12 protein-coding genes are annotated in these 12768 nt (G+C 64.9%); 11 read left to right on the forward strand and 1 reads right to left on the reverse strand.

The features are described 5' to 3' along the window. The first annotated feature begins 37 nt into the window (after positions 1–37). The 11 genes from PQR08_RS18560 (at position 38) to PQR08_RS18610 (ending at position 11569) form a co-directional block, all read left to right on the forward strand. Positions 38–1438, forward strand: a complete 1401-nt coding sequence (locus tag PQR08_RS18560) for a type II and III secretion system protein family protein (protein ID WP_408162119.1) — start codon at positions 38–40, stop codon at positions 1436–1438. A 7-nt stretch (positions 1439–1445) separates the two neighbouring features. Beyond that, entirely contained in the window at positions 1446–1820 is a 375-nt protein-coding gene (locus PQR08_RS18565; RefSeq protein ID WP_081818351.1) for a CpaD family pilus assembly lipoprotein, read from the forward strand. Between the two features lie 37 nt (positions 1821–1857). Beyond that, positions 1858–3075: a CpaE/TadZ family protein gene (locus PQR08_RS18570; protein ID WP_187607968.1), complete on the forward strand. Its 1218-nt coding sequence runs from the start codon at positions 1858–1860 to the stop codon at positions 3073–3075. Beyond that, a complete protein-coding gene (locus PQR08_RS18575; protein ID WP_250484934.1) occupies positions 3075–4472 on the forward strand; it encodes a TadA family conjugal transfer-associated ATPase in 1398 nt (465 codons plus the stop codon). The genes PQR08_RS18570 and PQR08_RS18575 overlap by 1 nt, the downstream gene beginning before the upstream one ends. Further along, positions 4469–5443, forward strand: a complete 975-nt coding sequence (locus tag PQR08_RS18580; protein WP_238293258.1) for a type II secretion system F family protein — start codon at positions 4469–4471, stop codon at positions 5441–5443. Before PQR08_RS18575 ends, PQR08_RS18580 begins: the two co-directional genes overlap by 4 nt. Continuing rightward, on the forward strand, positions 5440–6399 hold the full coding sequence (locus tag PQR08_RS18585; RefSeq protein WP_250484935.1) for a type II secretion system F family protein: 960 nt from the start codon (positions 5440–5442) through the stop codon (positions 6397–6399). Before PQR08_RS18580 ends, PQR08_RS18585 begins: the two co-directional genes overlap by 4 nt. Next, positions 6396–7295, forward strand: coding sequence for a tetratricopeptide repeat protein (locus PQR08_RS18590; protein WP_250484936.1), 900 nt, complete (start codon positions 6396–6398; stop codon positions 7293–7295). The genes PQR08_RS18585 and PQR08_RS18590 overlap by 4 nt, the downstream gene beginning before the upstream one ends. Then, complete coding sequence (locus PQR08_RS18595; RefSeq protein WP_250484937.1) at positions 7292–7798, forward strand: TadE/TadG family type IV pilus assembly protein; 507 nt, start codon at positions 7292–7294, stop codon at positions 7796–7798. Before PQR08_RS18590 ends, PQR08_RS18595 begins: the two co-directional genes overlap by 4 nt. Further along, entirely contained in the window at positions 7798–8454 is a 657-nt protein-coding gene (locus tag PQR08_RS18600; RefSeq protein WP_408162078.1) for a TadE/TadG family type IV pilus assembly protein, read from the forward strand. The genes PQR08_RS18595 and PQR08_RS18600 overlap by 1 nt, the downstream gene beginning before the upstream one ends. Before the next feature lie 25 nt (positions 8455–8479). Next, complete coding sequence (locus tag PQR08_RS18605) at positions 8480–10318, forward strand: TadE/TadG family type IV pilus assembly protein (RefSeq protein ID WP_250484939.1); 1839 nt, start codon at positions 8480–8482, stop codon at positions 10316–10318. 678 nt (positions 10319–10996) lie between these two features. Then, positions 10997–11569 carry a DNA-3-methyladenine glycosylase gene (locus PQR08_RS18610; RefSeq protein WP_250484940.1) on the forward strand — a complete coding sequence of 191 codons (573 nt, stop codon included), beginning with the start codon at positions 10997–10999 and terminating at the stop codon, positions 11567–11569. A 4-nt stretch (positions 11570–11573) separates the two neighbouring features. Here PQR08_RS18610 and PQR08_RS18615 read toward each other — a convergent pair whose 3' ends face one another. After that, positions 11574–12764, reverse strand: a complete 1191-nt coding sequence (locus tag PQR08_RS18615; RefSeq protein WP_250484941.1) for an ABC transporter substrate-binding protein — start codon at positions 12762–12764, stop codon at positions 11574–11576. Between the last annotated feature and the right edge of the window lie 4 nt (positions 12765–12768).

Consider the following 12768-nt stretch of genomic DNA (forward strand, 5'->3'; position numbering starts at 1 on the left):
CGCGTGCGCCGCCGCGCATGGCGCGCAGCCAGCGAAGATGCCGCCCAATGCGGGCGCGCCCTCGCCCGTGCGTGCCGCGAACGTCGCGCGTCCCGGCATGACGGACGCGATGGCGCCGGCCAGCGCGCAAGGCGCGCTCGTACTCGACGCGGGCAAGGGCACGATGTTGCAACTGAATGAAAACGTCGTGTCGGTCTTCGTCGCCGATCCCGCCGTTGCCGACGTGCATGTGCCCTCGCCCAAGGCCGTTTTCGTGCTCGGCAAGAAAACCGGCACGACGACGCTCTACGTGCTCGGCGCCAACAACCGGCCGCTCGTGCAGCGCACGATCGTCGTCTCGCGCGACATGATCACCTTGCGCGCCATGCTCGCCGCGCGCTTTCCGAACACGAACGTGCAGGTCGCGACGGGACAGGGTTCGCTGATGCTGAGCGGGCAGGCGTCGAACTCGGCGGATGCCGACGCCATCGTTCAGGCGGTGACGCCCTTTCTCGCCGAGAAGGAAGTGCTCGTCAACCGCATGACGATCGACCGCCCGCTGCAGGTGCAGTTGCGCGTGCGCATCACCGAAGTGGATCGCAACATCACGCAGCAGCTCGGCATCAACTGGCAGGCGATGGGCAACGCGGTCGGCAACTTCTATGGCGGCATCTTCAGCGGCCGTCCGATCTACAACCTGAGCCAGCCGATCACCGGCGCCAACGGCGCCGTGAGCTATCCGGTCAATCTGCCGACCAACAACGCCTACTCGATTCTCGGCGCCTTCAAGACGAACAACGTGGACATCCGCGCGCTCGTCGACGCGCTGAATCAGGAAGGCCTGCTGACGGTGCTCGCGGAGCCGAATCTCGTCGCGCTGTCGGGCCAGACGGCGAGCTTTCTCGCGGGCGGCGAGTTCCCGATTCCCGTCTCGCAGACCAACGGCGCGATCACGGTCGAGTTCAAGCAGTTCGGCGTCAAGCTCGATTTCACGCCGACCGTGCTCACGGACCGGCGCATCAGCCTGAAGGTGCGCCCGGAAGTCAGCCAGATCGACACGACTGCGAGCGTGACCACCGGCGGCGTTACCGTGCCGGGACTTTCGGTTCGCCGCGCGGACACGACCGTCGAGCTTGCGAGCGGCCAGAGCTTCGCGATCGGCGGGCTGCTGCAGAGCAATACCAGCGACGTCGTTTCACAGGTGCCGGGCCTGGGCTCGATTCCCGTACTGGGCAAGCTGTTCTCGTCGACGAACTACCAGAACAACAAGACCGAGCTCGTGATCATGGTCACGCCGTATCTCGTCGAGCCGACCGATCCGTCGAAACTGCGCACGCCGCTCGATTCGCTGATCTCGCCGTCGAGCGATGTCGAATACAGCTTCCGGCGCCAGAACGGCGGAGCGCCGGCACAGGCCGGACAACCGCGTCTCGTCGGCGCGGCCGGCTACGTCTATTGAGCCCGTCATGAAACACACACGACTGCTTTCGCTTCTTCTCGCCGGCACGTTCGCCGTCGCCGCCGCGGGCTGCTTCAAGCCGCCGCGCAACATGCCGAACGAAACGGTGATCGGCTACGACGGCGCTTCGGCCGTGCCGCCCGATTGCGACAGCCTCGCCCGGCCATCGCTGCTGACGGACGCCGGCATCCGCCGCCCGAGCATGCAATGGGGCTGCGCGACCTATACGAATCTGGCCGCCCAGCTCGCGCGCCCGGAAGACGCCGTGCATCCGCAGACGCTCGGGCCGGCGAACGCGGCGGTGGCGGCGAGCGCAGTGCGGCGTTACGAGACCGGCCGCGTGATCCCGCTCGACAAATCGACCTCGCGCGACAGCAAGTGATGCGACGCACTACAGCCAGAAGCACACAAGGCCAGCCATGAGCACAGAGTTCTCCTTCTCGAAGACCAAGTCCGGCACGCGCAACGCGGATTTCATCGCCTTCGTGTCCGATCGCAAGACCGAGCAGATCGTGAAGAGCTTCGTGCTCGAACAGGCGATGCCGCACGCGCATATCGTCGTGGGCAACGTCGACGACGCGATCGCGTATCTCGCCCGCGTCGACCGCTCGCCGCTCTTCCTGCTGGTCGATCTGCAGGACTCGGTGATGCCGCTGTCCGACCTCGGCCGCCTCGCCGAAGTGTGCGAGCCGTCGGTGCAGGTGGTGGCGCTCGGCGAGCGCAACGACGTCGGCCTGTTCCGCAGCCTGCTCAAGATCGGCGTGCGCGATTACCTCGTCAAGCCGATCACGGTCGAACTGCTCAAGCGCACGGTCAATGTCTCCGAGGGCAAGGTGAGCCCGGTGATGCTCGCGCGCGCCGGCAAGACGATTGCGTTCACGGGCTCGCGCGGCGGCGTCGGGGTGACCACGCTCGCGCTCAACGTCGCCCGCCATCTGTCGGAAGACACGCACCGGCGCGTCGCCTATGTCGATCTGAACCTGTACGGCGGCGCGGCCAACTCCATGCTCGGTCTGCAGAGCAACAACGGGCTCATCGACGTGCTGCAGAACGTACATCGCCTCGATCCGCAATACGTGGAGCGCACGCTCGTCGCCAAGGGCACCCGGCTCTACATGCTGTCGGCGGAACACGACTACGGCGCCGCGCGTCCATTCGGCCCGGGCGCTTTGCCGCGCGTGCTCGAACTTCTGTGCGACAGCTTCCACTACGTGATCCTGGACATCGGCACGGTGACGGACCCGCTCGCGCAGGAAGCCTTCGATCACGCCGCGCGCGTCTATGTGGTCGCGGACCGCTCGGTGCATTCGACGCGCGAGACGATCCGCCTCCTGCGCCATATCGAGGACCGCGACAACAATCCGCCGACCTCGCTGCTGTTGAACAACCCGAACGCCGTGACGAGCGGCAAGGTGCAGGCGAACGACTTCATGACGGCGATCGGCCGCAACGTGCTGTACGAAATTCCGTTCGAGGCGAAGTCGCTCGCGACCGCCGAGAACCTCGGCGAAGCGCCCCGGGAAAAAGGGGCGAACGGCTTCAATCAGATGATCACGCGCATTGGCGGTGACCTCACCGGCCAGCAGATGAACGCCGAGCGCTCGTTCTTCCAGAAGCTCCGGCTCAGGAGAGGCTGATGTTCGGACAGAAGCAGGTTCCCCGCCCCGAGTCCGATCCGGACGCGCCGCCCGGCGCCGAAGCCGCGCAGGTCGCCGAGGCGCCGCCTCCGGTCGCCCCGCTCGCGCGCCCGCACGCGTCGGAAGGCGGTGAAGTGCTGGTGCGCTCGGACCTCTTCCGGGTGATCCGCAACGGCGTGTTCGCGGCGATGAACGCCTCGGCCGCCGTCGGCAAGACACGCGAGCAGATGAAGCCGGGCGTCGAGCAGCTCGTGCTCGACGTGGCGGAGCGCGAGCGGCTGAACATCACGCTCGCGGAGCAGGGGCAGATCGTCGGCGAGTTGCTGAACGATATGTTCGGGCTCGGTCCGATCGAACCGCTGCTCGCCGACGACACCATCACCGACGTGCTCGTCAACGGACCCGACCAGGTATGGGTCGAGCGCCACGGCCGGCTCGAACTCACCAACTGCAAGTTCCGCGACAACACGCATGTGACCAACGTCGCGCAGCGTATCGCGGCGGGCGTCGGGCGGCGGGTCGACGAAAGCAGTCCGATGGTCGATGCGCGTCTCGCCGACGGCAGCCGCGTGAACGTCGTGCTGCCGCCGCTCGCGATTCACGGCGCATCGATCTCGATTCGTAAATTTTCGAAGCGCAACATCACGCTGCATCGCATGTCGCAGCAGGGCAACATGTCGGGCGCGATGGCCACCGTGCTCAAGCTCGCGAGCACGTGCCGGCTGAACGTGATCGTCTCGGGCGGCACGGGCTCGGGCAAGACGACGCTGCTCAATGCGCTGTCGCACTTCATCGGGCACGGCGAGCGCACCGTGACGATCGAGGATGCGGCCGAGTTGCAGCTCGTGCAGCCGCACGTCGTCAGCCTGGAAACGCGCCCCGAGAATGCCGAAGGGCTCGGCGCCGTCACGCAGCGCGATCTCGTGCGCAACGCGCTGCGGATGCGCCCGGACCGCATCATTCTCGGCGAAACGCGCGGCTCCGAAGCCTTCGACGTGCTGCAGGCGATGAACACGGGCCACGACGGCTCGATGACCACGATCCACGCGAACACGCCGCGCGACGGCATCACGCGTCTGGAGTCGATGGTGATGATGGCGAACGGCAATCTGCCGCTCCTGTCGATCCGCCGGCAGATCGCGAGCGCGGTGCACATGATCGTGCAGATCGAGCGCATGCGCGACGGCATGCGGCGCGTCACGCGCATCACCGAACTGGTGGGCATGGAAGGCGAAGTCATCATCACGCAGGATCTGTTCACGTTCCGCTACGATGCGAGCGCCTACAGCGAGGAAGTGAAAGGCGTGTTCGAGACAGGCGCCGTGCGGCCGGCCTTCGCCGCGCGCGCCGCGTATTACGGTCTCGAAGACGCGCTGCTGGAGGCGATGCGGCCATGAGCAACGTCGACCTCATCACATTCGGCACCTTCGCAGTCGCCCTGCTGCTCGGCGTCATGCTGCTCGTGGTGCAGGACATGCGCCGCCAGCGCCCCGACGCGCGCATCCAGGCGCGCGTGCAGGCCGCCTTTCCCGCGGCCGGTTCGGTTGGGCGCGAGACGCGCCATGAAGACTCCGACCTCTTCACCTTCAGCCGCAACGACAACATCTTCAGCCGCTGGTTCGCCCCGAAGATCGCCCGCCTCAAGACGGTGGCCGGCGCAAGCGGATTGCGCGCGGTGATCATCACGGCGGTGCTCGCCGAAGTCCTCGCGCTCGCGATGTCGAAGCTGCTGCCGCTGCCCGCGTTCGCGACGCCGGCGCTCCTCGTCGGCCTGCCGGTGCTCGGCGCCATGCAGGCGTACCGGTTTCTCGTCGAACGTTTCAAGCGCCGCTTTCTGGATGGCTTTCCCGATCTCATCGACCTGATCGTGCGCGCCGTGCGCGCAGGCGTCCCGGTGACGCACGTGATGGGCGTCGCGTCAGCCGAATGCGCCGAGCCGCTCAAGAGCGAATTCCAGTTGATGGGCGACGGACTCAAGGTGGGTCTCGATCTGGAAGAGGTGCTCGCCACCGCGGTCACGCGCATCGGCATCGCGGATTTCTCCTTCTTCTGCGTGTGCCTGCTGCTGCAGCGCGAGACCGGCGGGCAGCTCGGCGAGACGCTGGAAAATCTCGCGGGCATCGTGCGCAGGCGCCGCGAGATCCGTCAGAAAACCAAGGCGCTCACGGGCGAGGCGCGCATCACGACCAAGATTCTCGCGTCGGTGCCCTTCTTCATTCTGGGCAGCATGTTCATGCTCAACCGCGCGTATCTGATGGTGCTGTTCAACACGTCGGGCGGCCAGAAAGTGCTGACCTGCGCCGCGATTTCGCTCTCGATGGGACTGTTCATCGTTCACAAGATGTCGAAACTGGATACCGCGCGATGAGTCAGGACAACATCGAAACACTCATCAACCTGCTGATGCTGCTTGCGCTCGTCGTCGCGATCTTCATCTGGTGGGCGACCAAACACGGCGGGGTCCGCGGACGCATCGCCGAGCGCACCCGGCAGGCCGCCGTCGTGCAGCGCAATGAAAGCGCGCTCGCCGAAGAAGACGACGACGAAGGCTCCATGGCGCGCTTCACGCACCGTCTCGCGCGCCTGGGCGACCGGTTGCCGCTCTTCGATGCCAAATACCGCGCGAAGCTGCGCACACAGATGGTCCGCAGCGGTTATCGCAGCCAGTCGGCGGTATCCGTGCTGCTCGCGATCAAGTTCGTCGTCGGCCTCATCTGCGCCGCGTTCGCGGTGATGCTCGGCTCGCACATTCCCATGGTCGGCGGCTACCCGGCGGTGCGCGGCGCCATGATGCTGCTGGTCTTCGTGGTCGGCATGATCCTGCCGGAATACGTGCTCGCCTTCTTCGCGGCGCGGCGACGCAAGGCCATGGCGTCGTGCCTGCCCGATGCGCTCGATCTGCTCGTCATCTGCACGAACGCGGGCAACAGCCTCGGCGTGTCGATCCGGCGCGTGGCCGACGAACTGAAGACCATCTGCCCGCCGCTTTCCGGCGAGTTCTCGCTGACCGCCGACGAACTGAAGCTGTCCGGCGACAGCACGCGCGCGCTACAGGCGCTCGCCGATCGCATCGACCTGCCGTCGATCCGCGCGCTGATCGCCACGCTCACGCAATCGATGCGCTACGGCACGCCGATCACGCAGGCGCTGCGCACGCTGTCGCATACCGAACGGCTTGCGCACATCGTGTCGCTCGAAGAAAAGGCGGCCAAGCTCGCACCCAAGATGGCGGTGCCGATGATGCTTTTCATTCTTCCCGCGGTGATGCTGATCGCCGCCGGGCCGGCCGTCATCCAACTCATCAGCGTCTTTGCAAAAAAATGAAGACCACACAGATCCCACTTCCCGGCATGCGCCGTCTCGGCCTCGCGGCCTGTTGTGCGACGCTCGTGGTCGCACTCGGCGCATGCACGACGACCACCCGCCAGAGCGTCGACAGCCGCCCTGTCATGCGCAATTCCGCGCCCAGCACGATGAGCGAGCTGCGCATCGCCGACACGGCGCTCGACTCGGGCAATGTCGAACTCGCCACCTCGCTCTACGAAAAAGCCGTGCAGGCCGACCCGCATTCGGTCGCGGGCCTGACGGGACTCGGCAACACGCTCTACGCCGTCGGCGACTTCACGCGCGCGGGCGTCTACTACGCGCGCGCCAGCAAGACCGACGCGAGCGCGACCGCACCGCTCATCGGACTCGCGCGCGTCGCGATGCGCCAGCGCCGCTTCGACGACGCCATCGTGACCTACCGGCGTTTGCTCGCATTGACGCCCGACGAGCCGCTCGCCTCGGCCGGGCTCGGCGCGGCGCTCGACATGAACGGCGATCACAAGGGCGCGCAGGCCGTGCTGCGCCAGGCGCTCAGGAAGAATGTCGGCGATCCGCTGCTCTCCGTGAATCTCGGATTGTCGCTGACGCTCTCCGGCGATCCGCGCGAAGGCGCGAACGTGCTGCTCGACGTGACGCGCTTTCCCGCCGCGCCGCCGCAGGCGCGCCAGGATCTCGCCCTCGCCTACGGACTGCTCGGCAACCGCGAGGCGGCCGCCGAAATCCTGTCGCGCGATCTGCCGAAGGCATCGGTCGAAGACAATCTCCGTTACTACGACATTCAGCGCGAGCTGATGTCCCGGCGCGCGACACCGGCAGCGACCGTTTCGTCCGCGCAGCCCGCTGCGCCGTCCGCGATTCCGACCGCCTTGGTGCAGACGACGCGCCTCAAATGAAAGCCTCCGCGCGCCGCCTCCGACTGCCAGCCGTCGCCACGCGAATCCTGCGCGACGAGTGCGGCATCGCGTCGATCGAATTCGCGTTCGTCGCGGTCTTCGCGATCATCCTCTTCCTCGGCACGGTCGAGATCGCGCTGGAGATGATCGCCGATGCATCGGTGCAGGCCGCCGCGCAGGCGGCGTCGCGCGTGGGCCTGACGACGACCGCGCCGAGCACGGGCAGCCGGGTGCAGGAGGCGCAGACGATCGTCCAGTCGATCCTCGGCGGATGGAAGAACGTCAGCGGGACCATCACGGTCACCGAACTGAACTACGGCAACTATGGCTACGGCAATGTCGCCAGTTCAACCTACACGCCGACACAAGACATGGGCGGATACGGCGATGTCGTCGCCTACAACATCCAGCTCAAGATGCCCGGCATCACCGGCATCCCGAAGCTGTTCGGCGTCAATGAGCTGACCTTCGAGCGCAATTTCATCGTGCAGAACGAAAAATGATGACGAACAGCGAAACGGTGCGATCGATCTGCCGAAAGCTCAACCGCATGCTGCGCTCGGATCGCGGCAGCGTGTCCATCGAGTTCGTCCTCATCGTGCCGATGATGATGATCGTGCTGCTCGGCTTCACCGAGGTCTACATGTACATGCGCGCGGTCAGCGCCGTCGATCGCACGGCCTTCACGCTCGCCAATACCATCGGTCAGATGACCTCGATCATCGCCGACAACAACGACACCACCGATGCGAACAGCTATGCGTCGCTGTGGCGGGACGCCGCGCTGCTCGCCGCACCGTATCAGTTGCAGGCGAACGGCATGGTGTACGTGACCTTCCTGTGCGATCCGGATTCGAGCAGCAAATGCAAGGACATGGATAACTCCATGACGGCGGTCACGCCGAAGATTCGCTGGACGGCGTCTCCGACTTCATGGACCAACAGCAAGAGTACCGGCATGGCGTCGAAGATTTCGAGCACGAGTCCGTTGCCTGCTTCGTGGCCTTTTCGCACGGGGGATTCGGCGATCATCGTGGAAGTATTTTTGTCGTACAACCCGTTCACCATGACCTCCAATTTGATCTCGGGGCTGCCGGGTCAGCAGACCGTGTACCGCCGCGTGTATGTGCGGCCGCGTGCGCCGAGAGCGTTCTACTGACGCTCGCGGGATCACGGACGCCCACATGGAAATCAAACGGAAAGGGTTCAGATTCATGACGATTTCGTCGACGCTCCGCTCATGCAGCCGGCTGCCGAAAAGCGCAGAGGGCAGCGTCGCGATGATGTTCGCGATGTGCGCGAGCATCATGATCGGGTCCATGTGCGTGTCGCTCGACTCGATCGACTATGTGATGACGCAGGGCCGCATGCAGATGGCGCTCGATGCCGCCACTTTGTCGGCGGGCGTCGATCTCCAGCGCTACGGCAACACGCCGACCGGCACCAGCCTCGCGAACTGGCAGAAGGACGCGCGCGCGTACTACGACGCCAACAGTCCTTCCGGCGTGCTGGGCTTCGCCATGCCTGACGCGAGCTTCAGCGCGAGCGTATCGGGCGCACCCGCCACCGGGCAGACCATTCATCTGTCGGCGTCGGGATCGCTGCCCCTGCTCGCGCCGAAGGTTTTCAGCAACACATCGGGTAGCGGCTCCGGCACGGGCTCTGGCGGCGGCGGGACATCGCCGGATACGTCGACGGTATCGGCGAACAACACCGCCCTGCGGCTGCCGCAGAGCACGCTCGAACTCGTGATGGTGCTCGACAATACGGGTTCGATGAAAGACCCCGCGAACGGCGTGTCCGGTCCGACCAAGATGAGCGGCCTGCAGGCCGCGGCCAATTCCCTGATCGGCGATCTGCTGCCGAGCGGAAGCACCTCCACGAGCAAGAACTTCATCGGGCTGGTGCCGTTCGCGAGCACCGTCAACACGACGGGCGCCCTGCCATCCGGCGGAAGCTGGCTCAGCGCGACGCTGCCGACCTACAACACCAGCAACGTGACGACGGGCGCGTGGAGCGGCTGCGTGATCGAGCCGCGCACCAACAACAATCTCTCGCCCGAAGCCTACTCGCCGGGCGACCCGCGCAAGTTCCAGCGCTACTACTACAACGTGCCGCCGAGCAAGCTGAAGGTGGTCACGTATAGCTCGTCGAGCCGGTATAACTCGTGCAATACGTCGGGCAGTTCGTCGTCGACCGTGTCGAACGTGCCGTTCACTATCGGCTCGTCGGGCTCGGCGAACAAGTGCAATAGCCCGAGCGGCGGCACGGGCACGGGCATCGGCACCCAGTTCGACGAGACCAACACGACGGGGCAGAACCTGACGCAGAATTCGGGCTGCCTCGCCACTTCGATGACCTTCCTCTCGCAGAACGCCACCACGCTCACCACGGCCGTCAACAAGATGACGCCATCGGGCTCGACGATCATTCCGGTCGGGCTCCTGTGGGGCTGGCGCATGCTGGAGCCGACGTGGTCGCAGAACCTCGCGGGCACGAAGAACGGCTGGACTTCAACCGACCCGAGCCTGCCCAAGCCCACCGATGGCTCCGTGCAGAACCTGCAACGCGTGATGATCGTCCTCACCGATGGCCTGAATCAGATCGGCGCGGCGGGCTCCATTCCCAACACGCTGTATTTCAACGGCCTGTCGGGCGTGGGGAACAACAGCCTGTCGGCGCCGACGGTGATCCGGGCCAATGGCAACAAGATGACGGACGGGCTCACGGACTCGTCGGAGCTGCATGGCGGCAGTCCCATCGACACTTCGAGCGGCAACAATGCGGGCTACCCGGACGATGCCAACACCTACCAGTTGGCGATCTGCTCGGCGATCAAGGCGGCGGGCATCACGATCTATTCGATCACGTTCGGCGCATCCGCATCGAGCTCGACTGCGCAGACCACGATGCAGAACTGCGCGAGTCCGGGGAACTATTATCACGCGCCCGATAACACCACGCTCGATAATATCTTTCAGCAGATCGCTGGTAATTTGGGGGTGTTGCGGCTTACGAAGTGACACGCTGGCGCTTGGGGGGTTTTCTTTTCGCCGGATCCCGGTTTCGTGTCGGTCTATTTGCACTGCCCCTGTGCGGGGCGGCAGTCACTTTCTTTGCTGCTGCAAAGAAAGTAACCAAAGAAAGCAGCTTTCCCCAGCCTAAGCACTTCACACCGGCCGCGGCACAGGCGATTGGCCTAATGGCCCGGCTGTAGCGAGTGCCCTCGTAGGTCTCGCGGGGCTTGGATCGCGCACGGTCTGCCGCCCCAAATGGTTTGGCGCGCTGGTTCAGCACCAAATAGCTCCGGCACAGCGCTACGCGCTGCCGTGGGGTATGCGAGGGAAACCATCGAGGAAGAAGCACGCGCAAACCCGATTGACCCATCGGCCGCGAAGCGGGCCGGAGCTATCTGGTGCTGAACCAGTTTGTTCTGTGGTGCGATGTGTCAGACCGTGCGCGAGCCAAGCCCGACTGGGCCTTCGAGGGCGACACTTAGGCGAGGGCCACCGGCGGCTGGCAAGCATGGCTAAACTGCGTGTGACCGCGGGCGGTGAGAAGCTGCTTTCTTTGGTTACTTTCTTTGCAGCAGCAAAGAAAGTGACCCCCGCCCCGGGGAGGGGCAGTGCTAATAGACCACCGCGATTACGGGATCCGGCAACAAAACAAATCCACCCTCACCCGCAGCTAAAATACCGCTTGTGAACAAGAAGCCCAAACCCATCGACTTCAGAGCCTCGTCCGAGATCGTCGCGCAACGCCTCATCGGCGCGATCGTGACCGTCGACGGTGTCGGCGGCCGTATCGTCGAAACGGAGGCCTATGACCGCGTGGACCCCGCCTCGCATAGCTTCTCCGGACCAACGCCGCGCAACGCGGTCATGTTCGGGCCGCCCGCCTACGCCTATGTCTACCGTTCCTACGGCATTCACTGGTGCCTGAACTTCGTGTGCCGCGAAGCCGGCCACGGCGCCGGTGTGCTGATTCGCGCGATCGAACCGCTCGTCGGCATCGACGTAATGCGCGAGCGTCGTGGACTGGAGCCGATCAGACTCCTATGCTCCGGACCGGGCCGCGCCGCCCAGGCGCTCGGCATCACGCACAGAAACAACGGCATGTCGCTGCTCGAAGCGCCGTTTCATATCGAGCCGCCCGAGGAAGACTTCCCTATCGTTCACGGGCCGCGCATCGGCATCACCAAGGCGATCGACGTGCCCTGGCGCTTCGGGCTTGCCGGTTCGAAGTTCGTCAGCAAGCCCTTCCCCAAAGCGTGACGCGTCATTCCGCCGGACGCAGCTTCTTCACTTCTTCATCCGATGGCTGCACGCTCGCGCCATCGACATAACGGAACGATGTCATCACGCCCTTGCCGTCCTTCTGGCCCGTCACGCCGACATAGGCGCCCATCGTCGATTGGTTGTCCTGCTTGCGGTAGATGATCGGGCCGAACGGCGTATCGACGGGCAAGCCCTTGAATGCGGCGGCGAGCTTGTCGGCGTCGGGTGAGCCGGCTTTCTTCAGGCCATTGGCGATCGACATCATCGCCGTATAACCGACCACCGAGCCCAGGCGCGGATAGTCGTGATACTTGGCCTCATAAGCGGCGACGAATTTCCTGTTCGCCGGCGTATCGATCGAATACCACGGATAACCCGTGACGATCCAGCCAACCGGCGCTTCCTTGCCGAGCGGATCGAGATAATCCGGCTCGCCCGTCAGAAGCGACACGACCGCGCGATCCTTGAAGAGTCCTCGCGTGTTGCCCTCGCGCACGAACTTGCCGAGGTCCGCGCTGAACAGCACGTTGAAGATGGCGTCGGGCTTCGCATCGGCGAGCGCCTGCGTCACCGCGCCCGCATCGACGTTGCCGAGCGGCGTCGCCTGCTCCGCGACGAATTCGACATCCGGTTGCGCCGCCTTCAGCAAGCGCTTGAACGTGGCCACCGCCGACTGGCCGTATTCGTAGTTCGGATAGACGAGCGCCCAGCGCTTCTTTTTGAGCTTCGCGGCCTCGGGCACGAGCATCGCGACCTGCATGTACGTCGATGGGCGCAGACGATACGTGTACTTGTTGCCGTCCTGCCAGACTATCTTGTCGGTGAGCGGCTCGGCCGCGAGGAAGAAGATGCGCCTTTGCTTCGCATAGTCCGCAAGCGCCAGGCCCGTGTTCGACAGATAACCGCCGAACAACAGCTTCACCTGCTCGCGCGCGACGAGTTCCTGCGCGACGCGAACGGTATCGCCGGGATTGCCGTTGTCGTCGCGGGAGACGACTTCGAGCTTGTTGCCATCGATGCCGCCCGCCGCGTTGATCTCGTCGAGCGCGAGATTCCAGCCGTTCTTGTACGGCAGAAGAAATGCAGGTTGTGCCTTATAGCTATTGATCTCGCCGATCTTGATGGTATCGGCGTGCGCGGCGAATGCGAGACTCGCCGCAATGGCGGCGATGGTAAAGCGCGGTGGCGTCATCGGG

The sequence above is a fragment of the Caballeronia jiangsuensis genome, assembly GCF_046030135.1.
Lineage (GTDB): Bacteria > Pseudomonadota > Gammaproteobacteria > Burkholderiales > Burkholderiaceae > Caballeronia > Caballeronia jiangsuensis.